This is a genomic window from Agreia sp. Leaf210 (assembly GCF_001421485.1).
Classification (GTDB): domain Bacteria; phylum Actinomycetota; class Actinomycetes; order Actinomycetales; family Microbacteriaceae; genus Agreia.
Genome location: NZ_LMKK01000003.1, coordinates 544951 through 569132 on the forward strand (window position 1 = coordinate 544951; position 24182 = coordinate 569132).

General features: G+C 65.8%; 19 protein-coding genes and 4 tRNA genes. 10 read left to right on the forward strand and 13 right to left on the reverse strand.

From position 1 onward, the window contains the following. Positions 1–95 precede the first annotated feature (95 nt). Together ASE64_RS12980 and dxs are read left to right on the forward strand one after the other, a co-directional pair. Entirely contained in the window at positions 96–2915 is a 2820-nt protein-coding gene (locus ASE64_RS12980) for an aconitate hydratase (protein ID WP_055781186.1), read from the forward strand. A gap of 136 nt (positions 2916–3051) precedes the next feature. Continuing rightward, positions 3052–4989, forward strand: coding sequence for a 1-deoxy-D-xylulose-5-phosphate synthase (gene dxs, locus ASE64_RS12985; protein WP_055781189.1), 1938 nt, complete (start codon positions 3052–3054; stop codon positions 4987–4989). On the opposite strand, the gene ASE64_RS12990 is transcribed toward dxs, so the two are convergent. From ASE64_RS12990 to ASE64_RS13010, 5 genes are all read right to left on the reverse strand, one after another. Continuing rightward, entirely contained in the window at positions 4986–5531 is a 546-nt protein-coding gene (locus tag ASE64_RS12990) for a dihydrofolate reductase family protein (RefSeq protein ID WP_055781191.1), read from the reverse strand. The genes dxs and ASE64_RS12990 overlap by 4 nt on opposite strands. 38 nt (positions 5532–5569) lie before the next feature. After that, the gene (locus tag ASE64_RS12995; protein WP_055781194.1) at positions 5570–7714 is read right to left on the reverse strand and encodes a 3-hydroxyacyl-CoA dehydrogenase NAD-binding domain-containing protein; all 2145 of its coding nucleotides are present in this window, start codon (positions 7712–7714) and stop codon (positions 5570–5572) included. Next, complete coding sequence (locus ASE64_RS13000; protein ID WP_055781197.1) at positions 7711–8922, reverse strand: thiolase family protein; 1212 nt, start codon at positions 8920–8922, stop codon at positions 7711–7713. Before ASE64_RS13000 ends, ASE64_RS12995 begins: the two co-directional genes overlap by 4 nt. 74 nt (positions 8923–8996) lie before the next feature. Beyond that, positions 8997–10220, reverse strand: coding sequence for an HRDC domain-containing protein (locus tag ASE64_RS13005; RefSeq protein ID WP_442853840.1), 1224 nt, complete (start codon positions 10218–10220; stop codon positions 8997–8999). Positions 10221–10254: 34 nt separating this feature from the next. Further along, a complete protein-coding gene (locus ASE64_RS13010) occupies positions 10255–10851 on the reverse strand; it encodes a DUF3000 domain-containing protein (protein WP_055781201.1) in 597 nt (198 codons plus the stop codon). Between the two features lie 112 nt (positions 10852–10963). Between ASE64_RS13010 and ASE64_RS13015 the strand changes: the two genes are divergently transcribed. Next, positions 10964–12139: an alpha/beta hydrolase family protein gene (locus ASE64_RS13015; RefSeq protein ID WP_082466278.1), complete on the forward strand. Its 1176-nt coding sequence runs from the start codon at positions 10964–10966 to the stop codon at positions 12137–12139. A gap of 1 nt (position 12140) precedes the next feature. Here the strand turns inward: ASE64_RS13015 and ASE64_RS13020 are convergent, their stop codons facing one another. Continuing rightward, positions 12141–12578: a SufE family protein gene (locus ASE64_RS13020; RefSeq protein ID WP_055781205.1), complete on the reverse strand. Its 438-nt coding sequence runs from the start codon at positions 12576–12578 to the stop codon at positions 12141–12143. A 32-nt stretch (positions 12579–12610) separates the two neighbouring features. Continuing rightward, positions 12611–13510: a sulfurtransferase gene (locus tag ASE64_RS13025; RefSeq protein ID WP_055781208.1), complete on the reverse strand. Its 900-nt coding sequence runs from the start codon at positions 13508–13510 to the stop codon at positions 12611–12613. A 162-nt stretch (positions 13511–13672) separates the two neighbouring features. On the opposite strand from ASE64_RS13025, the gene zapE reads away from it, so the two are divergent. Both zapE and ASE64_RS13035 read left to right on the forward strand, forming a co-directional pair. Continuing rightward, positions 13673–14713, forward strand: coding sequence for a cell division protein ZapE (zapE, locus tag ASE64_RS13030; protein WP_055781209.1), 1041 nt, complete (start codon positions 13673–13675; stop codon positions 14711–14713). Positions 14714–14951: 238 nt separating this feature from the next. After that, positions 14952–16226 carry an ammonium transporter gene (locus ASE64_RS13035; RefSeq protein WP_055781212.1) on the forward strand — a complete coding sequence of 425 codons (1275 nt, stop codon included), beginning with the start codon at positions 14952–14954 and terminating at the stop codon, positions 16224–16226. A 94-nt stretch (positions 16227–16320) separates the two neighbouring features. On the opposite strand, the gene ASE64_RS13040 is transcribed toward ASE64_RS13035, so the two are convergent. The 3 genes from ASE64_RS13040 to ASE64_RS13050 form a co-directional block, all read right to left on the reverse strand. Then, positions 16321–16866, reverse strand: a complete 546-nt coding sequence (locus ASE64_RS13040) for a Dps family protein (RefSeq protein ID WP_055781215.1) — start codon at positions 16864–16866, stop codon at positions 16321–16323. Positions 16867–16900: 34 nt separating this feature from the next. Further along, positions 16901–17701, reverse strand: a complete 801-nt coding sequence (locus ASE64_RS13045; protein WP_055781218.1) for an SDR family NAD(P)-dependent oxidoreductase — start codon at positions 17699–17701, stop codon at positions 16901–16903. Between the two features lie 79 nt (positions 17702–17780). Then, entirely contained in the window at positions 17781–19559 is a 1779-nt protein-coding gene (locus ASE64_RS13050) for a glycoside hydrolase family 15 protein (RefSeq protein WP_055781220.1), read from the reverse strand. Between the two features lie 65 nt (positions 19560–19624). Between ASE64_RS13050 and ASE64_RS13055 the strand changes: the two genes are divergently transcribed. Further along, positions 19625–20149 (forward strand): type II toxin-antitoxin system PemK/MazF family toxin, encoded by a 525-nt coding sequence (locus tag ASE64_RS13055; protein WP_082466279.1) that lies wholly within the window; start codon positions 19625–19627, stop codon positions 20147–20149. Between the two features lie 8 nt (positions 20150–20157). Here ASE64_RS13055 and ASE64_RS13060 read toward each other — a convergent pair whose 3' ends face one another. Beyond that, positions 20158–21594 (reverse strand): MFS transporter, encoded by a 1437-nt coding sequence (locus ASE64_RS13060; RefSeq protein ID WP_055781223.1) that lies wholly within the window; start codon positions 21592–21594, stop codon positions 20158–20160. Next, a complete protein-coding gene (locus tag ASE64_RS13065) occupies positions 21591–22628 on the reverse strand; it encodes an LLM class flavin-dependent oxidoreductase (protein ID WP_055782031.1) in 1038 nt (345 codons plus the stop codon). The genes ASE64_RS13060 and ASE64_RS13065 overlap by 4 nt, the downstream gene beginning before the upstream one ends. A gap of 120 nt (positions 22629–22748) precedes the next feature. On the opposite strand from ASE64_RS13065, the gene ASE64_RS13070 reads away from it, so the two are divergent. Next, a complete protein-coding gene (locus ASE64_RS13070; protein ID WP_055781226.1) occupies positions 22749–23447 on the forward strand; it encodes a lysoplasmalogenase in 699 nt (232 codons plus the stop codon). A gap of 17 nt (positions 23448–23464) precedes the next feature. Here ASE64_RS13070 and ASE64_RS13075 read toward each other — a convergent pair. Further along, positions 23465–23537: transfer RNA gene (locus ASE64_RS13075), tRNA-Val, on the reverse strand. A 244-nt stretch (positions 23538–23781) separates the two neighbouring features. On the opposite strand from ASE64_RS13075, the gene ASE64_RS13080 reads away from it, so the two are divergent. The 3 genes from ASE64_RS13080 (at position 23782) to ASE64_RS13090 (ending at position 24099) form a co-directional block, all read left to right on the forward strand. Continuing rightward, a tRNA-Gly gene (locus ASE64_RS13080) sits at positions 23782–23853 on the forward strand. Between the two features lie 53 nt (positions 23854–23906). Continuing rightward, positions 23907–23980: transfer RNA gene (locus ASE64_RS13085), tRNA-Cys, on the forward strand. Positions 23981–24027: 47 nt separating this feature from the next. After that, positions 24028–24099, forward strand: a tRNA-Val gene (locus tag ASE64_RS13090). Positions 24100–24182: the final 83 nt, after the last annotated feature.

A 24182-nucleotide genomic window follows, 5' to 3' on the forward strand; every position in this document is an offset into this window, starting at 1 on the left:
GGCCCACCGCGACCGAGCGGTTAGGTTAGCCTTGCTAGCCCTCGAGCGTTCCGCGGGACAAAGATTGACTTCAGGAGCTCGAAGGAGAAGGCGACGTGTCGAAAGTCAACAGCTTTGGATCGAAAGATCAACTGAAGGTCGGAAACGACTCATACGAGGTTTATCGCATCGATAAGGTCCCCGGTTACGAGAAACTTCCCTTCAGTCTGAAGGTGCTTCTCGAGAACCTCCTGCGCACCGAGGACGGCGGCAACATCACCGCGGAGCACATCGAGGCCATCGGCAACTGGGTTCCGACGTCGGAGCCCGACACCGAGATCCAGTTCACCCCGGCCCGCGTCGTAATGCAGGACTTCACCGGCGTTCCCTGCATCGTCGACCTGGCCACCATGCGTGAAGCCGTCGGCAGCCTGGGTGGAGACCCCACCAAGATCAACCCGCTCGCACCCGCGGAGATGGTGATCGACCACTCCGTCATCGCCGATCTCTTCGGCTCCGACGACGCTCTCGAGCGCAACGTCGAACTCGAGTACGAGCGCAACGGCGAGCGGTACCAGTTCCTGCGCTGGGGACAGACCGCGTTCGACGACTTCAAGGTCGTCCCGCCGGGAACGGGAATCGTCCACCAGGTCAACATCGAGTACCTGGCACGTGTCACGATGACCCGCGAGGTCGACGGTGTCCTCCGCGCCTACCCCGACACGTGCGTGGGCACCGACTCCCACACCACCATGGTCAACGGCCTCGGTGTGCTGGGCTGGGGCGTCGGAGGCATTGAGGCAGAGGCCGCCATGCTCGGCCAGCCCGTCTCGATGCTCATCCCCAAGGTCGTCGGCTTCAAGCTCTCCGGGGCGATCCCCACCGGCGTCACCGCGACCGACGTCGTGCTCACCATCACGCAGATGCTGCGCAAGCACGGAGTCGTCGGCAAGTTCGTCGAGTTCTACGGTGCGGGTGTCGCCGAGGTCCCTCTTGCGAACCGCGCCACCATCGGAAACATGAGCCCTGAGTTCGGTTCCACCGCGGCCATGTTCCCGATCGACGACGTGACCCTCGACTATCTGCGGCTCACGGGCCGCAGCGAGGAGCAGGTCAAGCTCGTCGAGGCGTACTCCAAGCTGCAGACACTCTGGCACGACCCGAGTGTCGAGCCGGTCTTCAGCGAGTACCTCGAACTCGACCTGGCCACCGTGGTGCCCTCCATCGCCGGCCCCAAGCGCCCCCAGGACCGCATCGAGCTGAGCGAGTCGAAGAACCAGTTCGAGCACGACCTGAACGACTACGCCCGTGTCGAACACGACATCGTCGATCTCGTCGGTACCGGCTCCTTCCCCGCATCAGATCCCGGTGAACTGTCGCCGGAGGATGCAGACCCGTCGCACAGCCACAGCCACTCGCACTCGAGCCATGCACCCAAGACCGTGTCCAAGCCCACGGTCGTATCGCTCGACGACGGCACGAACTTCACGCTCGACCACGGCGCCGTCGCCATCGCGGCGATCACGTCGTGCACGAACACGTCGAACCCGTCCGTCATGCTGGCCGCCGGCCTCCTGGCTCGGAACGCCAGCCAGAAGGGCCTCAAGGCGAAGCCGTGGGTGAAGACCACGCTCGCGCCCGGATCGAAGGTCGTCACGGACTACTACGAGAAGGCGGGCCTCACGTCGTACCTCGAGGATCTCGGCTTCTACACCGTCGGCTACGGCTGCACCACGTGTATCGGTAACTCCGGTCCGCTGCTCGAGGAGATCTCCTCCGCTGTGCAGGACAACGACCTCGCCGTCACCGCCGTCCTCTCCGGAAACCGCAACTTCGAGGGTCGAATCAATCCCGACGTGAAGATGAACTACCTGGCGTCGCCGCCCCTGGTCATCGCCTACGCTCTCGCCGGGTCGATGAACTTCGACTTCGAGACGGATGCTCTCGGAACCGACAACGACGGCAACGACGTCTTCTTGAAGGACATCTGGCCCGACGCCGCCGAGGTGCAGTCGACGATCGACTCGTCGATCGACACGGACATGTTCCAGCACGAGTACGCGGGTGTCTTCGACGGAGACGAGCGCTGGCGTTCGCTTCCCACACCCGAGGGCGCGACCTTCGAGTGGGATTCCGAATCGACCTACGTCCGGAAGCCTCCGTACTTCGACGGCATGACCATGGAGACGACTCCGGTCACCGACATCGTCAACGCTCGTGTCCTCGCCAAGCTCGGCGACTCCGTCACCACCGACCACATCAGCCCGGCCGGATCGATCAAGGGCGACAGCCCCGCCGGCCGCTACCTCGACGAGCACGGCGTCGACCGCAAGGACTACAACTCCTACGGTTCGCGTCGTGGAAACCACGAGGTGATGATCCGCGGAACCTTCGCGAACATCCGGCTCAAGAACCAGCTGCTCGATGGCGTCGAGGGTGGTTACACCCGCGACTTCACGCAGGCCGACGGACCCCAGTCGTTCATCTACGACGCCGCGCAGAACTACGCGGCCTCATCGACGCCGCTAGTGATCTTCGGCGGCAAGGAGTACGGCTCCGGCTCGTCGCGCGACTGGGCGGCGAAGGGCACGAGCCTCCTCGGCGTCAAGGCCGTGATCACCGAGAGCTTCGAGCGCATCCACCGTTCGAACCTGATCGGCATGGGCGTCGTCCCGCTGCAGTTCCCCGCCGGAGAGTCCTGGGCCTCGCTCGGACTCGACGGAACCGAGATCGTCAGCATCGCGGGCATCGAACAGCTCAACGACGGAGTCACCCCGCGCACTGTGCGCGTGACGGCCACGCCGAGCGAGCAGTCGCCCGAGGGTAAGCAGATCGTCGAGTTCGACGCCGTCGTGCGCATCGACACCCCTGGCGAAGCGGACTACTACCGCAACGGCGGGATCCTGCAGTACGTTCTGCGGAGCCTCGTCGCCTGATTGAACCTGAGCGCCCTCGCTGGATGCGTCATAGCATCCTCGAGGGCGCTCCGTCGTTCCGAGCGGTCGTCGGAACGATCCGTCATAGACTCGAACGAGGGGCCGATCGGTCCTCACGAATGGAAGGGCCGTCTGCATGAGCCTGCTGGAGAACATCTCAGGTCCCCGGGATCTCGACGCTCTCAGTCAGGAGCAGCTCGTTCAGCTCGCTGCCGAGATCCGCCAGTTCCTGGTTGCCGAGGTATCGAAGACCGGGGGACACCTGGGTCCCAATCTCGGTGTCGTCGAGACGACCTTGGCCATTCACCGCGTATTCGATTCGCCACGTGACGCGATCGTCTTCGACACCGGCCACCAGTCCTACGTGCACAAGCTCCTGACGGGCCGACAAGACTTCTCCCGGCTCCGCCAGCAGGGTGGCCTCGCAGGCTACCCGCAGCGCTCAGAGAGCGAGCACGACGTCGTCGAGAGCTCGCACGCGTCGAGTTCGCTCTCGTGGGCCGACGGCATCTCCCGGGCCTTCGAGATGACGGGCCAGAACGACCGTCACGTCATCGCCGTCGTCGGCGACGGCGCCCTCACCGGCGGCATGACGTGGGAGGCTCTCAACAACATCAGCGACGACAACACGCGCAAACTGGTGATCGTCGTGAACGACAACGGTCGCTCCTATGCTCCGACTATCGGAGGCATGGCGCGCTACCTGAACTCCGTTCGCACCAACACCAAGTACCGCAACCTGCACCAGTCGTCGCGCGAGCTCTTCGATCGCTTCGGTGGGCCGGGCCGCGCGATCTACCGCGGCATCCGCGGTGGCACCCACGGATTCCTGAGCCGTTTCTCGAACAACGAGGCGCTCTATTCCAACCTCGACATCAAGTACATCGGCCCCATCCACGGTCACGACCTGCAGGCCATGCAGGAGGCCCTGCTGCAGGCGAAGCGATACGCCCAGCCAGTGATCGTGCACGCCATCACAGAGAAGGGCCGTGGCTACGAGCCCGCCCTGAGCGACATCGCCGACCAGTTCCACGCGGTAGGCCAGATCGACCCTGAGACCGGCGAGGCTCTGGGGGGCCCGAGCGCTCCGTCGTGGACGGGCGTGTTCAGCGACGAGATCGTCGCTCTGGCCGAGAAGGACCCCACGATCGTGGGCATCACCGCGGCCATGTTGCGTCCGACCGGATTGCACAAGCTGGCGGAGCGATTCCCCGCCCGCGTCTTCGACGTCGGCATCGCCGAACAGCACGCCGTCACGTCCGCCGCCGGGCTGGCCTTCGGCGGGCTCCACCCCGTGGTCGCCGTCTACGCCACGTTCATCAACCGCGCGTTCGACCAGGTGCTGATGGATGTCGCGCTGCACCGTGCCGGCGTGACGTTCGTTCTCGACAGGGCCGGCGTGACAGGTCCCGATGGGCCGAGCCATCACGGCATGTGGGATCTCGCGATCCTGCAGGTCGTTCCGAACATTCGCTTGAGCGCGCCACGCGACGCCGAGAGGCTCCGCGAGGAGCTGGGCGAGGCGGTGGCCGTCTCTGGCGGACCCACGGTCGTGCGGTTCCCCAAGGGCAGCGTGGGCGAGGAGATCGCCGCCGTACGCCGCCTCGACGACGGTGTCGACGTGCTCGTCGAGCACGAGCGCAAGGACGTGCTGATCGTGACCGTCGGCCCGATGGCCAGTACAGGCCTCGAGGTGGCCGAAAGGCTCGCCGCGCAGGGTATCGGTTCGACGGTGATCGATCCACGCTGGGTCGTTCCTGTTCCGCGCAGTGTGCTCGACCTCGCCGCCGAGCACCGCATCGTGATCTCGATCGAAGACGGCATCCGCGTCGGCGGGGTCGGAACGAGGATCAGACAGGATCTTCGAGAGGCGGGCATCGATACCGCGGTCACCGAGCTGGGGCTACCAGACGAGTTCTTGGATCACGCGGAACGCGCGCAGATCATGGAGCGGGTCGGCCTCACCCCACAGCACATCGCGCGCGACGTCGTGGCCCAGGTGCTCGGCAGCAAGATTCCGATCGCGCGCCCCCTCGAGGGCGAGAACGAGAACGAGAGCCGCATCACCCGCTAGTCGTCACCGGGTGTCGACACCGCATAGCTGAGCTCGATCGCGCCCTGCCCGAGGGGTGCGGTCGAGACGAGGTGGAGGTGTCGAAGGTCTTTGACGGGCAGCAGCGGCACGCCCGAGCCGAGGATCACCGGCATCAGGGTGACGATCATCGCATCGAGACGGTCTGCAGCCGCGAACTGAGCGGCGATATCACCGCCTCCGACGATCCACGTCGATCGCTCGCCTGCCAGTGCGTCGAGCTCGGCTGCCACCGCCTCGATGTCGCCGCGCCTGAACCGGATGTCTGCTCCGGCTGCAGCGAGGGGAAGGTCGCGGTGCGTCAGCACCACGGTGGGCACCGTGTACGGCCAGTCATCGGGAGACTCAGTCAGCAGGAACTCGTAGGTTCTCGACCCCATGACGATCGAACCGACTCCGGAGAGGAATCGTCGATACGCGTCGTCGAAGTCTGCCGTGCCGAAACGGAGCAACCAGTCGATGCGGTTGTCTGAGTCGGCGATGAACCCGTCGAGGGTGCTCGCCACGTAGTACTGAAAGGTCATGCCTCACAGACTAGGACGAGCCCCCGACGGTCATGCCGCTAGTCGGTGCCGACGATCGGCGGGTGGTGGAACGTGTCTCCGAACACCCGCTCGCTCGCTCCTACACGGTCGAGATACGGCGTCGCTCCACCCATCTGGAACGGGTAGCCCGCGCCGAGGATGAGGCAGAGGTCGATGTCTTCGGGCGCGTGCACGACCTCGTCATCGAGCATCCTCTTGATCTCGTCGGCGAGACCGTCCTCGACCCGGCGCAGGAGGTCCGCCTCGGTGAGGGCCGTTCCGCCAGGTCCACCATCGGTGACGATCTTCACGGCCTTCTTGTCGAAGCCCTTGATCGCGCCCTTGGAGTCGCGATCGAAGATCTTGCCGTGCTCTGCAAGCCTGTGCAGATTCGTGCTCTCGAAGAACCGGTCGGGGAAGGCAGCATGATGCGTGTCGAGCACGTGCGCCCCCACCTTGAGACCGACGAGCTCGAGCAGTTCGAACGGCGTCATGGGCAATCCGAAGGGCTTGAGGGCATTGTCGACGACCTCGAACGGCGTCCCGGTGTCGACGGCGTGCATGGCCTCACCGAGCAGCTTCGCCAGGATGCGGTTGACGACGAATCCTGGCGTGTCACGGGTGATGACAGCGTTCTTGCGCAGCTTCGCGGCGATGACCATCGCCGTGCTCAAGGTGGACTCGTCGGTCGCCGGCGTGTTCACGACCTCGATCAGCGGCATCACGGCCACCGGGTTGAAGAAGTGGAAGCCGACGAGCCGCTCCGGGTGGGCGAGTTTCGCACCGATCTCTTCCACCGACAACGACGACGTGTTGGTCGCGAGCACTGCCGTGTCAGAGATGTACTTCTCGACGTCGGCGAAGACATCCTGCTTGACGCCGAGCTCTTCGAAGACGGCCTCGATGACCCAGTCGGCGTCGGCGAAGTCCGCCTTGTTCGTCGTGCCCGACACCAGAGCGCTGAGCCGGTTGGCCTCGTCTGCGCCGATGCGGCCCTTGTCTTTGAGAGCGGTGATCTCGTCGCGAATGTAGGCGAGACCCTTGTCGACGCGGGCCTGGTCGAGATCGGTGATCACGACGGGAACGCGCAGCCGACGCACGAAGAGGAGCGCGAACTGGCTGGCCATGAGCCCGGCGCCGATGACGCCCACCTTGGTGACCGGCTTGGCGAGGGCCTTGTCCGGTGCGCCGGCCGGCCGCTTCGCCCTCTTCTGCACGAGGTTGAACGAGTAGATGCTCGCGCGGAACTGATCCCCGGAGATCAGGTCTGCGAGAACATCGTCTTCACGCGCGAAACCCTCCTCCGCCGATCCCGACTTCGCCGCCTTCAGCAGGTCGAGCGCGGCGTACGGTGAGGCGGCGACCGTGCCGATCTTCGACTCGAGCATCTTGCGCGCGATCGAGATCGCGGCATCCCATTTGACGAGGCGCTCGAGCTTGCCGGGCGCGTTGGGGCGCGAGACCGTGACGCGTCCCGTCAGTACGCCGTCCGCCCAGACGAGGGACTGCTCCAGATAAGAGGCGGGTGGGAAGATCGCGTCGGCGATACCGAGGTCGAAGGCCTGCTGGCCCTTCAGCGTGCGGTTGTTCTTCAGCGGATTCTCGACGACGACCTTGAGGGCGTTCTCGATGCCGATGAGGTTGGGCAGGAGATACGCGCCGCCCCAGCCCGGGATGATGCCGAGGAACACCTCGGGAAGCGCCAGCGCCGGGATGGAGGAATCGATGGTGCGGTAGTCGGCCGCGAGGGCCACCTCGACACCGCCGCCCAGTGCCAAACCGTTGATGAAGGCGAACGTGGGCACGCCGATCGTGGCCATCTTGCCGAAGGTGAAGTGCCCGAGCTGCGCCATCTGCTTGGCCAGCTCGCGGTTGGGGATGTCGCCGACCTTCGACAGGTCGGCACCGGCGGCGAGGATGTAGGGCTTTCCGGTGACGGCGACGGCGTGGATCTCGCCGGCGGACGCCCGCACGGCGAGGGCATCGAGGGTCGCTCCATACTCGAGTAGCGAGTTGGGCCCCAGGGTGGACGGACGCGTGTGGTCACGATCGTTGTCGAGCGTGATCAAGGCGAGCACCTTGCCACTCGGCAGCGGGATATCGCGGACGTACGAGTGGGTGACGACCTCGTCGGCCGACAGCTCGGCCAGAGAGGAGAAGTCGATCGTGGAGTAGTCGGTCATCGCTTCGCTGCCTTCGCCTTCTTGTTGTAGTGCGGGTTCTCCCAGATGACGGTGCCGCCCTGACCGAGACCGATGCACATGGCCGTGAGGCCGTAGCGCACCTCGGGGTGCTCCTCGAACTGACGGGCGAGCTGGTTCATCAGACGCACACCGGACGAGGCGAGCGGGTGTCCGATCGCGATGGCCCCGCCGTATTCGTTGACGCGGGGGTCGTCGTCGTCGATACCGAAGTGGTCGAGGAACGACAGCACCTGGACCGCGAACGCCTCGTTCAGTTCGAAGAGTCCGATGTCGGTGATCGAGAGCCCGGCCTTGCGGAGCGCCTTCTCGGTCGACGGAACCGGTCCGATGCCCATGATCTCCGGCTCGACGCCCGCGAAGGCGAAGCTGACGAGCTTCATCTTCGTGGTGAGGCCGAGTTCTTTCGCGGTTGCTCCGCTGGCGAGCAGGCAGGCCGTCGCTCCGTCGTTGAGGCCCGACGAGTTGCCGGCCGTGACCCGGCCGTGCGGCCTGAACGGCGTACGGAGCCCGGAGAGGCCTTCCATCGTGGTCTCGGGCCGGGGAGCCTCGTCACGTGTGGCGAGACCCCATCCCGAAGCGCTGCGCGTCGCGACGGGAATGAGGTCGGGCTGGATCTTGCCTGCCTCGTAGGCGGCGGCGACCTTCTGCTGGCTGCGAAGCGCGTAGCGGTCGGATCGCTCCTTGGTGAGCGAGGGGAAGCGGTCGTGGATGCGCTCGGCCGTGGACCCCATGTTCAGCGCCTCTTCCGAGACCAGCTTCTCAGCGAGGAAGCGGGGGTTCGGGTCGGCATTGAAACCCATCGGGTGTCGACCCATGTGCTCCACGCCGCCGGCGATGGCCAGGTCGTATGCTCCGAAGCCGATTCCGCTGCCCAGGGTGGTGACGCTCGTCATCGCTCCCGCGCACATGCGGTCGATGGCGAAGCCCGGAACAGACTGGGGGAGTCCTGCCAGCAGGGCCGCTGTTCGGCCGAGTGTGAGGCCCTGGTCTCCCTGCTGCGTGGTCGCCGCGATGGCAACCTCGTCAATGCGTTCCTTCGGAACCGACGGGTTGCGCTCCAGCAAACCGATGATCGCCTTCACGACCAGATCGTCTGCGCGGGTCTGCCAGTACATACCCTTTTCGCCCGCACGCCCGAAGGGTGTACGCACCCCATCAACAAATACGACTTCGGCTATTTCGGCCACTTTGCCTCCTTCTGGTTGAGAACCGAGACGATCCTAGGCGGGGCCAATGAGTGGTCGAAATCCTTTGACTGTTCCTACGACGAGGCTTCGGGCTCGTTCTCTGGCTTTTGGTGGGCATCGACAAAGGCTTGGGCGATCGGCTGTGCAGTTAGTTCAAGCTGCCAGGGGCGTGCGCCGAGCTCCGAGAGGGACGCCGCTATCGCGTCGGCCGTCATGGGCTCCGGCGGGGTCCACGCGATACGGCGCAGGATCTCGGGCGTGAGGAGGTTCTCGACAGGGATGTTGACGAACTCCGAGAGCTCCCCGAGTGCCGCCCTGGCGGCCTTCAGCCGGGAATCGGCCTCGGGATTGCGGTCGGACCAGCTCCGCGGGGGCGGAAGGGTGTCTTCACTGCGTCGATTCACCGGCAGATCGGTTGCCGCCTTGCCCTCTTCGAGGGCGGCCCACCACCGGTCGATCTCCGTACGACTCGCCCGACCGGAGAACTCCTTCAGCGCCGCGAGCTCTCGCTTCGATTCGGGAAGGACCCGCGCCGCTGCGACCAGACTGGAATCGGGGACGAGTCGGCCGGGCGACACATCGATCTCGCGGGCGAGTGCGTCTCGCGCCATCCACAGCGACCGCGCCACCGCGACATTGCGGGGGTTGCGGAGCGAGTGCACCCCCGTGAGCCGACGCCACGGCTCGGCGGCGACGGGTTTGGGTTCCTTCGTCCTCGTCGCCTCGAACTCCTGCGCGGCGATCACCGCTTTGGAGTTCTCGATCAGGAGCTCGGCCAGCTTGTCTCGCAGATCGGGGAGAAGCTCGACATCGAGAGCGGCGTACTCGAGCCACGACTCGGGCAGAGGCCGACGAGACCAATCCGCCGCCGAATGCTCCTTCTTGAGGTGGATGCCGAGGAACTCCTCGACGACGCTGCCGAGCCCGACCCGCGGAATGCCCAGCAACCGGGCGGCGAGTTCGGTGTCGAAGATCACTCGGGGGTCGAGACCGACCTCGCGAAGGCAGGCCAGGTCTTGGCTCGCGGCGTGGAGAATCCACTCCTCGCGGGAGATCGCGTCGTTCAGTTCGGTGAACGATCCGATCGCGGGCGGATCGAAGAGAAAGCTGCCGGCGCCGCGACGGTACAGCTGGATCAGGTACGCGCGTTGTGAGAACTTGAAACCGGATGCCCGTTCCGCGTCGACCGCGATGGGCCCGTGCCCGGCTGCGATGAGATCGACGGCCTCGAGGTAGGCCTCGCGGGTGTCGATGACGGCGAGCGCCAGCGTGCGCGGAGCCGACTCCGGCGATCCCACTGCCGCGCCGGTGTCGGGGATGGTCTCGTTATCGTCAGTCACGCCCGAAGCGCCTCGCATTCAATTGTGTGACTCCGTCGATCGCGGGGGGAAGGCCGGCGAGCATGCAGAGCAGCTCCCCCCAGCCTTCCACATGCGCCGTCACGTCGTAATCCTCGGGGGTCCAGGATGCTCGGAGTTCGATCTGGGCACCGTCGCCCTGCGACTTCAACTCGCCGAACCCACTGGAGATGATCTTCGTCGCCGTGCCCGAAGCGGCCGAGTACCGAGCGCCGCGGGTGTCGAGCGCATCGACGAGCCATGACCAGGTGACATCGGCTAGGAACGGGTCGAGTCCGATCTCGGTCTCGAGCGGCGCCTGCGCGAAGCAGACGATACGGAAGGCGCCGCCCCAGGCTTCCGGCTCGTCGGGATCGTGGAGAAGGATGAATCGACCCGTGCCGAGCTCCGAGTCGGAACCGTGCCGCTCGGGATTCACGTCTGCGGCGAGCGCGAGCGAGTACGGGGCGAGGTTCGCGGGCGACGGAATCTCGGAGACGACGAGTTCGGGTCGGGTCGCGGCTGCACGGACCGCTGCCACGGCAGCCTCGAAGGCAGCAGGGAGTTCGGACGTGGTTGGAGTGTCGGACACGTCTGCAGACTAGAGTTTCCCGCATGCTGCGCGCCGGAGGCACGCCGGTGACGACCATTGCGAGCGGGCTCCGGCCCGTCTCGGGTGTCGATGACAGGGAGACCACACCGCTATGACCGCACCCGACGACCGCCGTCCCGTACCCGTCTGGGCCATCGCCACCATCGCGGCGGGAGCGCTGGCCGCCGCCACTGCGGCTGCGGCGGCCGTCCTCACGACGCTCGTCTCTCGTTCTGTCGTGGTCCCCCCGAAGCATCCCTCCGAGGACGCGACCATCGAATCGGTCGACCTCGAGGCCGGAACGATCACGCTGCGTGCCACGGCCGACACGCTGCTTCCCGGCCGGTACAGCCTGTGGTTCGATCGCAGCGGCGGCCACGCGCGCATCGGCGAGATCATCTCCGTGGCCGACGGCGCCGTGACCCGTTCCATCCTCGAGGTCGACTTCGGCGACCTCGAACAGGCGTCGACCGGTCGCATCAGCGGCTGGTTCTTCCTGCATCCGCGGGAGTTCCCGTTCCCCTACCGCAACGTCTCCATCGTCACCCCCGTCGGAGATGCTCCGGCGTGGCTGATTCCCGCCGCCGATCCCGACTCGACGAGGTGGGTCATCCAGGTTCACGGTCGCGCGGTGAGGCGCGCCGAGACGCTCCGCGCGAGCCGGGTCTTCCACGAGGCGGGGTACACCTCGCTTCTCGTCTCGTACCGCAACGACGGGGATGCGCCGCGCAGCTCCGATGGCCGGTTCCGGCTGGGGGAGACGGAGTGGGAGGACGTCGACGCAGCCCTGGCCTACGCCGTCGAGGCGGGCGCGACGAGCGTCATTTTGATGGGGTGGTCGATGGGAGGCGCGACGGTGCTCCAGGTCGCGACTCGATCACGGTTGAAGCACGTGATCGACGGCGTCGTGCTCGACTCACCGGTGATCGACTGGCACGAGACACTGCGCTACCGCAGCACGCAGCTCGGTATTCCCGCGCCTGTTCAGACGGCGGCCCTCGCCACCCTGACGCACGAGTGGGGCACGGTCGCCACGGGGCTCGAGACGGCTGTCGATCTCGACCGCCTCGACTTCGTGGCACGCAGCGCAGAACTCGACACGCGCATCCTGCTTCTGCACAGCGACGACGACGGATACGTGTCGAGCGCGTCGAGCAGAAAACTGGCCAAGCTCCGCGCCGACATCGTGACCTTCGTACCCTTCTCGATCGCTCGGCATACGAAGCTCTGGAACTACGATCCCGAACGCTGGAACGAGGCCATCAGAGCGTGGCTTCTCGAGGTCTGACTCACGCGACTCGCTCGCGCACCTGTCGCTTGATCCGCGCGAGCATCGCTGTCATTCCACGGATGCGCAGAGGAGAGACCGCGGCGGTGAGCCCGAGCATGCTCGGGTAGTCGTCGGCGAGCCCGAGCACCTGCGACGCCGAGAGCCCCTCGATGCCTTGCACGAGGATTGAGGCGAAGCCCCGGGTGGTCGGAGCCTCCGCCGGAGCCGTCGCGAAGAGGTGGACCGCCTTCTGCTCGTCGACCTCGACCACGATGAAGATCGGCGACTGGCACTCTTCTACCCGTTCGAAGAGGTCGGGATGGTCCCGATAGCGCTCGGGCAGCTCGGGCAGCTCGTTCGAGAACTCGAGCAGCAGCTGCAGCCGCTCCTTGATCTCAAGATCGAGGAAGTCGTCGCGGATCTCCGCGAGGGAGTCGGGAAGTTCTGTCGCATCCATGTCTATGAATTATCGCCTATCCGACGACCCGACTACCTGGCCGGGGCTTCTCCCGGGGCCTCTCCAGTGGAGATGGGGACACGAACGGCGCTTCCCCACTCGGTCCACGATCCGTCGTAGTTGCGCACCGACTCGAAGCCGAGAAGATGCGTGAGCACGAACCACGTGTGGCTCGATCGCTCGCCGATGCGGCAGTACGCGATGATCTCGTCGCCGTCGACGAGGCCTGCGCCCTCCCGATAGATCTCGTTCAATTCGGCAAGAGCGCGAAACCTGCCGTCGGACGCCGCGGCCTTCGCCCACGGAACGTTCTGGGCCGTGGGGATGTGGCCGGCCCGTAGAGCGCCCTCCTCGGGGTACGCGGGTGCCGTCGTGCGCTGCCCCGTGTACTCCTCGGGTGAGCGCACGTCGATGAGGGGACTGCCCAGATGATCGAGCACGTCGTCCTTGAACGCCCTGATGGGTGCGTCGTCGCGTTCGACGACCGGATAGGACGCGGCGACGACCTCGGAGACGTCTGTCGTGACGGGCCGACCCTCGGCGATCCACGCATCCCGACCGCCGTCGAGCAGCCGCACATCCGTGTGACCGAACAGGGTGAAGACCCACAGGGCGTAGGCCGCCCACCAGTTGTTCTTGTCGCCGTAGATGACGACCGTGCTCTCGCGGGAGATGCCCTTCGACGCGGCCAGGGCCGCGAACTGCTCACCGGAGATGTAGTCGCGCACCACCGGGTCGTTGAGGTCGGTGTGCCAATCGATCTTGACGGCCCCCGGAATGTGACCGACTTCGTAGAGCAGCACGTCTTCGTCGGACTCGACCACCACGAGGCCGGTTTCGCCCAGGTGCGACTGCAGCCAGTCGGTGCTCACGAGGCGTTCCGGATGCGCGAATTCGGCGAAGCGGGGCGACGGATCGGCGGCGACGGTCATGGGTGGTTCCTCCTGGGAGTGCACTCGCCGGTCGGAGACCGGCACGGCGGTATCGGCGGTTTAGTCTGGAGACACTTGTCTCCCCTCGAATCTATGCCGTTCCGGTGACCGTTCTCCGGGAAACGTCTCTGTTCGACACAAACTCTCCGGAAGAGCTCCGTCATGGCGTCATCCATCCCCACCACACTCGTTCGACTCGTCGACCGCGCCCCGACACTCTCCGGCGCCGAGATGGCGGCCGTTCTGGTGCCGCCGCGCCAATTCGACGGGGCGTCGTTCGATTCGTACCGGCCCGACCCCGACTACCCCTCCCAGACCGATGCCCTCGAGATCGTGCGGAGCTTCTCGACGTCGTGGGCACCGGCAGCTCGGTCGGGCGGGTTCTTCTCCCGCCAGAAGAAAGCGCCGGCCGGACCGACGGGCATCTACCTCGACGGCGGTTTCGGCGTCGGCAAGACGCACCTCCTCGCGGCGTTATGGCATGCGGCTCCCGGGCCGAAGTACTTCGGAACCTTCATCGAGTACACCGCCATCGTCGGCGCGATGGGCTACGCCGCCGCGGTGAAGCTCTTCACCGGCGCGAAGCTGATCGCGATCGACGAGTTCGAGCTCGACGACCCGGGCGACACGATGATGATGACCCGCCTGCTCACCGACCTGAGCGCATCCGGAACCCGGCTCGCCGCGACGAGCAACACGCCGCCCAACGCGCTCGGCGAGGGCCGATTCGCCGCAGCCGACTTCCTCCGCGAGATCCAGTCGCTCTCCGACCGCTTCGATACGGTGCGGATAGATGGCCTCGACTACCGCCGTCGCGACATCGAGGGCCACGCCCGCGTGCTCGACGAGACGGGAATCGATGACGCCGTCTCGGCCGTCGTGCAGAAGTCCGCCTCGGCATCCGTCTCCCGCGACGACTTCGGCGGACTCATCGCCCACCTCGGCACCATCCATCCCTCGAAGTTCGTCAAGCTGATCGACGGCATCGATGCGATCGTCCTCGACGACGTCTCACCCCTGTACAGTCAGACAGACGCCCTGCGGTTCGTCGCCTTCATCGACCGGGTCTACGACGCCCAGATCCCGATCTTCGCCTCCGGCAGCCCGCTCGACGAGGTCTTCGCCGGCGACATGATGTCGGGGGGATACCGAAAGAAGTACCTTCGATCGGTCTCGCGACTCATCGCGTCGACGCAGTACTGACACCGGCTCGCGTTCGGCGCAGGCTCTCCCCGCGGTTCCGCAGCGAGGCGAAACACAGTTTTTACAATTGCCGTCCGAGCGTTACGTGCCGGAAACATTGACGCGCATGTCTTGAAACTTCTTCACACGATAGTTGGGCATACCCGAGTGAGGCGCGCGCGCTGGTTTCCTTCTAACAGCACCCCCGTTCGTCATCATCTCTCGGTGCACCTTGCAACAACTAAGAGAGGTAATTTCAATGGACCAGGGCAATACCGCCTTTTTGCTCATAGCAGCAGCCCTCGTACTCCTGATGACGCCGGGACTCGCGTTCTTCTACGGAGGACTCGTCAAGGCCAAGAGCGTGATCAGCATGATGATGCTGAGCTTCGGAGCCATGGGACTCATCGGCGTTCTCTGGGTTCTGTACGGCTACGCCATCACGTTCTCGAACGCTGGCGTCGGCGACTACGTGGGCATCGACGGCTGGTTCGGCATCGACCTCAGCCAGCTCGGCCTGCAGGGTGCGTTCAACGAGGCCACCGGTGGTGACATCACGACCGCCTATCCGACGCTCGCGTTCGCGGCGTTCCAGGCGACATTCGCCATCATCACTGTCGCCCTGATCTCGGGAGCGATCGCCGACCGGGCCAAGTTCGGCGCCTGGATGGTGTTCGCAGGAGTCTGGGCGACCGTCGTCTACTTCCCTGTCGCCAGCTGGGTCTTCAACTTCACCGTCACCGACGGTTCGATCACCGACGGTGGCTGGATCGCATACGGTGTCGGCGCGAACGACTTCGCCGGTGGAACGGCCGTGCACATCAACGCCGGTGCCGCCGCTCTCGCCCTAGCGCTCGTCCTCGGCAAGCGCGTGAACTTCGCCAAGGGCGTGCACAAGCCGCACAACCCGCCCTTCGTCCTCCTCGGCGCCGGTCTGCTCTGGTTCGGCTGGTTCGGCTTCAACGCGGGCAGCGAGCTGGCCGCCGACGGAATCGCCGCTGTCGCGTTCCTCAACACGATCGCCGCCCCGGCCGCCGCGATCCTCGGCTGGCTCATCGTCGAGAAGATCAAGGACGGCAAGCCCACCTCGGTCGGAGCCGCATCGGGTGCCGTGGCGGGTCTGGTCGCGATCACCCCGGCGTGTAACATCCTGACGCCGTTCTGGGCCATCGTCCTCGGTATCCTCGTCGGCGCCATCTGCGCCGTCGCGATCGACCTCAAGTTCAAGCTCGGATTCGATGACTCGCTCGACGTCGTGGGTATCCACCTCGTCGGTGGACTCATCGGAACGCTCTACATCGGTCTGCTCGGCAACAACGTCGGCCTGTTCTTCGGCTTCGGTGGCGAGCAGCTCGGCAAGCAGGCCATCGCGGCGTTCGCCGTTCTCATCTACTCGTTCGTGCTCTCCTACATCATCGGACTCATCATCGAGAAGACGATGGGCTTCCGAGTCAAGAACGAAGACGAGATCGCCGGCATCGACACCGTCGTTCACGGCGAAGAGGGATACATCCTCATGGAGGAGACCCGCTAACAGCCGCTCTGCATCACCCACACAGCGACGAACGGCGTGTCGCTTCCCTCTCGGGAAGCGGCACGCCGTTCGTCGTTACAAATGCTTCGGGACGTCAGGACTTCTTGGTCGCCGTGCGGTTCTCCGCCGAGACCATCCAGGCGTACTGCTCGAGCCGCTCGATGATCGCGTGCAGGATGTCCGCGCTCGTGGGGTCGGCCTCGTCGACCTCGTCGTGCACGTCACGCATCGTGCCGACGACGGCCTCGATGCGCACGGTGACCAGATCGACCGTCTCGGCCGTGTCGACCTCGCCGTTCGGGTACTCGGGCAGGGTGGTCGTCGCTGCGACGGTGTCGCTACGACCATCCGGGATCGCGTGCAGAGCGCGGAGTCGCTCGGCCACGGTGTCGCTGAACTCGCGGGCCGCGTCGATGATCTCGTCGAGCTGGAGGTGCAGGTCGCGGAAGTTCTTGCCGACCACGTTCCAGTGCGCCTGCTTTCCCTGAAGATGCAGTTCGATGAGGTCGACGAGAACCTTCTGCATGTTGTCCGTCAGCGACTTCGATGCCTTGAATCCCCGTTCGGCGTTCTGGCGTCGGGTGCTCTTCGCTCCTGCATCGCTCGGCGCACTCGCGGGGCGTTCGATCGTGGTTGTCATTGTGGTTTCCTTTCGAAGGGGGTCTGGTGGGTGGTCAGATGGTCGCTACGGAGCCGGAGTCGACGCGGTAATTCGATCCGTTGACGAAGCTCGCACGATCCGAGCAGAGGAACGCCACGACGTCGGCCACCTCATCCGGTTCTCCGCGGCGGTGCAGTTCCATGAATGGCCGCTCCTCATCGAGGAAGCTCTCGATGGCCTCGTCGAAGGACGTGCCGGTCTGGTCGGCGCGTTTGGACATCATGGCGTCGGTCATGGGCGTGTGGATGAAGGCGGGGGAGACGGCGTTCACCAGCAGGCCCTCGCGTGCGTAGCTGCGTGACAATCCTTTCGCCAGAGAGAGCACTCCGGCTTTCGCCGCGCAGTAGGGAAGCTCGTCGTCGTAAGGCTGCACGGCGTCCTCGGAGGCGAGGAACACCAGCCGACCCCAGCCTCCCTCGCGGAGATCGGGAAGGAACTCCTTCACCAGCCGCACAGGTCCCAGCAGGTCGACGGTGAGGGTGTCGACCCATCCGGCGTCGTCGATCTCGTGGAAGAGACCCTGGGCACCCGTCACCCCGGCCGACTGCACGAGAATGTCGATCGGTCCCACCGCCTCGGCCACCCGGGAGTGCAAGGAGGCCAGCGAGGCAGTGTCCGTCACATCTCCAGCGAACGCGAACAGCATGCCTTCGTCGGCACCGAGTCGTGCGGCGGCATCGTCGAGCCGTCGTTGATCGAGATCGGTGATGACCACCGTCACGCCCTCAGCGAGCAGAACCCTCGCTGTGCTCCAACCGATTCCGGAGTCGGCTCCCGTGATGAGCGCCTTCTTGCCTGAGATTCGTAGATCCATATACTCCACGATAGGCATGGCGACCCCCGTCACGGGTCGGGTTGCGCCGCCCGAGAAGTCGTGATGGGATTCGGCGCGGCTACGACCGGCCCGTGAGCTCCTCGATCGTGATCGCCGCATTCACCAACGCCAGATGGCTCAGGGCCTGCGGGAGATTGCCGAGATAGGCGAGGTCGTCTGGATCGATCATCTCGGAGTAGATCCCCACGTCGTTCGAGAGGGCGATCATGGCGTCCATCTGGGCGACGGACTCGTCGATCCTCCCGACGCACGCGAGCGCCTGAGCCATCCAGAACGAGCACGCGACGAACGCCCCCTCTTCTGAATCCGCGCCCGAGTAGCGGTACAGCAGCGGGCCCCTGCCCAACTCCTCACGCATCGCATCGATGCTCTTCGACATGCGCTCGCCCCTGTTGAATCCGCTCGACGCGTGCAGGAGGACCGACGTGTCGAGTTCATCGGAGCCCGGATAGGCCACGTAGCTCTGCCTCTCCTCCGACCAGCAGTTCGCCTCGATCCACTCGCGGATGTGTTCGCGCTCCGCGATCCAGCGGGCGGAGTCGCCGGGGATCTGCCCTTTCTCGCAGAGCTCCACCGCGGCATCCAGAGCCTGCCAGCAGCCCATCTTGGCGGAGGTGTAGTGCTGCACGTCCTCCAGCTCCCACATGCCGGCGTCTCGCTGCCGCCACGCGTCGCAGGCGCGGTCGGCGACGGAGGCGAGGAGTCGACCCGTCTCCGCATCCAGAACGTTGCCCGCCGAGACGTAGAGGCGCATGACGTCGAACAGGTCGCCGTAGACGCCGAGCTGCAACTGTCCACTGGCGGGATTTCCCGTCACGACCGGGCCTGCCCCGTTCCAGCCCGGCACATCCTGCTCCGTGACCCCTGACGGCAGAGATCCGTCGAGCCGGTAGAAGATGTGCAGCTCGGGGCCGTTCTGCCTGATGGTGGTCAGGAGCCACGCGACGGCCGCGTGCGTCTCTTCGCGCAGCCCGAAGCGGATGAGCGCGTGCAGGGTGTACGCGACATCGCGCACCCACGCGAATCTGTAGTCCCAGTTCTTGCCGCCACGCGGATTCTCGGGCAGTGAGGTGGTTCCCGCGGCCGCGATGGCGCCCGTCGGGCTGAAGATGAGCAGCTTCAGGGCCAGGGCGCTGCGGTGCACGTCGTCGGACCAGGGACCGTCGTAGCTGAACTCGCGTGACCAGAACTGCCAATTCTCGATCGTGCGGTCGATGCCACGATCGACGTTGGCGGCGACCGGAAGGTGCAGAGGCTCGTTGGACGTTCCGACCACGGTGACCACGTGACGCGAACCCTTGGCGGTCGTGAACGACCCCGCGAGCGCGGCATCACCTCCGCCGCGTGGCCCGTGCTCGAGGCCGCGCACGGCGATCGTCACGCCGTCGACGCGAATCACCGGTCCGTGCGTAGTCTCCTGCTTCCAGGGCGACGCCGTCGACAAGCACGTTCCCGGCGCGACGCGCCAGCGGAACCGCATCTCACCCCGGACGCCATCCACTCGCCGGGCGAGCTCGGTCCACGGGAGCCGCCCGGCTACGCCCGTCACGAGGGCATCTGTCAGAACGGCCTCGGCGGAACTCGTCGTGAAGGTGGTCTCCAGCACATTGGTGCCATCGACATAGCGACGAGACACGGTGTAGTCCTCAGCCGGCATCAGATCGATGGCGCCGCCGCCCTCCGCGTCGAGCAGGCGACCGAAGACGGGAGTCCCATCCATGCTCGGCATCGGCAGCCAGTCCACGCCGCCGTCCTCAGCGATCAGAGCGATCGTCCTCCCGTCGCCGATAACACCGTAGGAGCGGAGGGGAACAGTGCCGTCGGCGCGAATCGTCATTCGGTATGTCTAGCAATCGTGCCTGCCGAACGGGTGGGGATTGACGACCCGGTACGCTCGGCCTCATGAGACTCCGCGCATTGACGACGATCGTAAGGAGCCTTCTCTCCGCGTTCCGCACGGGCGAGACATCCCGAAAGTCCACGCCACGAGGCGGGGGCGATATCCCCTCGCCGGGCCGAACGGGAGCGGGTGCCACGATCGAGGCGGGGGTCGATGCGCTCCGGCGGCGCCGCCTCTCGTTCGAGCCGCACGTCGACGGCAAGCCGGATCCCGGAGAAGTGGTCTGGACATGGGTGCCCTTCGAAGAGAACGATGGGCGCGGCAAGGATCGTCCCGTGCTAATCGTGACGCGCGACTCACCGCGGTCGGTTCTCGCCCTGCAACTCACGAGCAAGCCGCACGAACGCGACGAGCAGCATTTCGTCTACATCGGTCCGGGGCCATGGGACTCTCAGGGCCGCCCGAGCTGGGTGCGTCTCGACAGGGTCTTCCGTGTCTTCGAGTCGGGGATGCGACGCGAGGCCAGTGCGGTCAGCCGCACGCAGTTCGCCGCCGTGTCGTCGGCACTCGAGAGCCGACGCCCATAGCGAGGGGACTAGCTCGAGGCCTCCACGTGCTCGACGTCCTCCACGCGCGCCTGCGGCATCGCCAGGGCGGCCGCACCGGTGAACACGGCGCACACGAGCACCGCGGCGAAGACCGCCCCTGACGCACTCGTCAGAACCGAGGGATCGCTCTCGCCCGTCGCACTCGCGCCGAAGATGCCGTTCGCGATCGCTCCGAACACGGCGACGCCCACTGCGCTGCCGATCGAGCGCGAGAACAGGTTCGTTCCGGTGACGACGCCGCGCTCGTTCCACGGCACGCTCGACTGGGCAGCGATCAGGCTGGGTGTCGCCACGAGCCCGAGACCGAGGCCCACCATGAAGCAGCTCAGCGCGACGAGCACGATGTTCGCGGCCGGGTAGACGACGATCAGCAGAGTCGCTCCGAGCACGGCGAGGCCCGTGCCGATGAGCACTGTCGTGCGAAAGCCCAACCCCAGGTAGAGCCGACCGGACAGCGAGGCCGCGATGGGCCAGCCGATGGTGAGGGCGGCGAGCGCTAATCCCGCGATCAGGGGGGATGCTCCCGCGACGCCCTCGAGGAACGTCGGAACGTAGGAGGTGAGGCCGATGAGAATAGCTCCGACACCCAGCGAGATCAGCGTCGTCGTGATGAGCAGCCGACGGGAGAAGACCCAGAGGGGGAGTATCGGTTCGGCCGCGCGCCGCTCGACGAGCACGAACACCGCGAGCAGCGCCCCACCGACCGCGAAGGCCGCGATGCTCGGAATCGAGTCCCAGTCCCACGCCTGCCCGCCCTCGAGCACGGCGAGGATGACGAGGCTGAGCCCTGACGTGAGGAGAGCGGCGCCGGCGATGTCGAGCCGGTGGGCGCGTTTGTCGATCTTCTCGTGAAAACGGGTCACGAGCATCCAACCGGCGACGAGGCAGAGCGGCACGTTGATGAAGAAGATCCACCGCCACGAGACGAACTCGGAGAACACCCCGCCGAGGGTGGGACCGGCGACAGAGCTGATGGCCCAGACACTCGCGAGATAGCCCTGCACCTTGGCCCTCTCCGCCACCGTGTAAATGTCTCCCGCGATCGTGATCGCCATCGGCTGAACGGCACCGGCGCCCAGACCCTGTACCGCACGGAACGCGATGAGCGCGGGTAGGCTCCAGGCGAATCCACACAGGATCGAGCCGAGAAGGAAGAGTCCGACGCCGACGAGGATGATCGGCTTTCGACCGACCGTGTCGGACAGCTTCGCGTAGAGGGGCACGGAGACGGCCTGCGCGAGCAGATAGATCGAGAAGAGCCACGGGAACTGCGAGAAACCGCCCAGATCGTCGACGATCGAGGGAACGGCGGTGGCGAGGATGGTCGCATCGATCGCGACGAGCCCGGTGGTCACCATCAGGGCGATGAGAACCGGGCCTCGTTGCGACCGGAAGCCGACGCCGCTCGTGTCGGCGGCGGTCATTCTGCGAGCAGCTCGCGGACGCGCGGAATGACCACGGTTCCGTACAGCTCGATGCAGGTCATGAGCAGGTCGTGCGAGAGGGGACCCGCGCTGTACTTGAGGTCGAAGCGAGTCGCGTCGAGAGCGCGCACGGTCGACGCGATCTTCTGGGCGACGGTCTCGGGCGAGCCCACGTAGAGCGAACCGTGCGGGCCGGCCTCACGGTCGAACTCCGATTTCGCCATGGGCGGCCAGCCGCGGTCGGCCCCGATGCGGTCTCGCATCTTCTTGTACTCGGGCCAGAACTCCTCGCGTGCCTGCTCGTCGGTCGCGGCGACGTAGCCGGGGGAGTGCACGCCGATGGGCAACTCGGGGCTCTCGAGCTGGGCGAGCGCGCGGCGGTACAGATCGGCATAGGGCGCGAACCGCACGGGATCGCCGCCGATGATGGCGAGCATGAGGGGCAGTCCGTATCGCGCGGCACGAACGACGGACTCAGGGCTTCCTCCGACTCCGATCCACGTCTTCAGCGAGCCGGACTCGGTGGTCGGGAACACACGCTGATCGACCAGCGCGGGACGGGTGCTGCCCTGCCAGGTCACGGGCTTCTCCGTCAGCAGGCGGGTGAAGATGTCGAGCTTCTCTTCGAACAGCTCCTCGTATTGGCTGAGCTCGTAGCCGAAAAGGGGGAACGACTCGGTGAACGAGCCGCGGCCGAGGATGACCTCGGCGCGACCGTTGGATGCCGCGTCGAGGGTCGCGAAGCGCTGGAACACCCGCACGGGGTCGTCCGAACTCAGAACCGTCACGGCCGAACCGAGTCGGATGCGCGACGTCTGCCCCGCGATGGCGGCGAGGGCGACATCGGGCGCGGAGATGGCGAAGTCGTCGCGATGGTGCTCACCCAATCCGATGAAGTCGACCCCGACCTGATCGGCGAGTACGCCCTCTGCGATGACATCCCGGATGACCTGGGGGTAGCTTCGAGGCGTTCCGTCTGAATCCGACGTGACGTCTCCGAACGTGTCCAGTCCGAACTCGAGTTGCTTGGTCATGTCGATCTCCTCGTTCTCTGCGGCTTCCATGCAAATGTATCCGTTTGCGCAACCGGCGCACCCGACGAGACATTCCCCTGCTGCTTCAGCATCGACCCGCGTCGTGCCACAGTGTGATGCATGACCGACAATCACGCGCCGGTGAGCACTCGGAGCCGCCGTTGGGCCGTCGTACCGTACGTCGTGCTGAGCGCCGTGCACCTCGTCGCCCTGAGTGCTGAGCTGCCGGAGCTGTCCGGGTGGACGAAGCCGCTGCTGATGCCCGCGCTGCTGCTGGCCGTTCTCCTCATGACAAATCGGCGAGGGGGCGCCGGAACCGTCCTGATCATCGCCGCCCTCGGATTCTCGTGGCTGGGTGATGTGCTGCTGGCCTCGCCGGGCGACGTCGGCTTTCTGTTGGGACTGACGGGGTTCTTCGTCGCGCACCTGCTGTACCTCGTCGCATTCGCCGCCTTCTTCAGGCGCGGGCGCGTACCCCTCGGGGCGTGGCTCTACCTGCTGTGGTGGGTGGGCTTCGTGCTGATGCTGGCTCCCTCGCTCGGAAGCCTGCTCATACCGGTGGCGGCCTACGGTCTCGTGCTCGGGGCATCCGGAGCCGTCGCCGTCGCGACGAACCGGCTGACGGCCATCGGCGCTCTGCTTTTCGTCTGCTCCGACAGCCTGCTCGCGTGCCGCATCTTTCTGCCGGACTTCGAGCTCGTGCAGCAGGACCTGATCATCATGGCCCTCTACCTCGCGGGCCAGGGCCTCATCGCGTGGGGTGTGGTTCGCGCTGCACGCTCGACGAACGAGAAAAGCCCCGGGCAATCTCATGATTGACCAGGGCTTCTGACGGGTGGGCGATACCGGACTCGAACCGATGACCTCTTCGGTGTGAACGAAGCGCGCTACCAACTGCGCCAATCGCCCGTCACGCGCCACACGAAGCAGCGCGGATCGATCCTAGCCGACGCGGCGCGCGCTGCGCACATCGGCCAGCGGAATCGCGTCGACACGCCCGGGGCGTCCCGTCGCTGTCAACGCTCGCGTTCGGCTCCGTTCCGGGGCTCGACGGGACTTCGACCGCAATCCGGCGGAGACGAAAAGTGCTCGGTTTGGTCATGCCGCGTTGTTTCGGCTAGAGTCTTCAACGCACGCCGAAAAGCGAGCAAATGCGGATGTGGCGCAGTGGTAGCGCATAACCTTGCCAAGGTTAGGGTCGCGAGTTCGAATCTCGTCATCCGCTCGAGTGTGAAGATTCACAAAGCACAGTCATGTGCCACGTGTAGCTCAAAGAATGGTGGCGTGGCCGAGAGGCGAGGCAGCGGCCTGCAAAGCCGTCCACACGGGTTCAAATCCCGTCGCCACCTCCACTCAACAGGGTTTCACTCACCCGGTCTCGCTTCGAGACACAACGAATGGGCGATTGGCGCAGCGGTAGCGCGCTTCCCTGACACGGAAGAGGTCACTGGTTCGATCCCAGTATCGCCCACAGAAGATGAAGCCCCCGGGAAACCGGGGGCTTTTGTCGTTCCCGGGCATCCGGAACCATGCGCTCACGCAGCGGACCGCGGG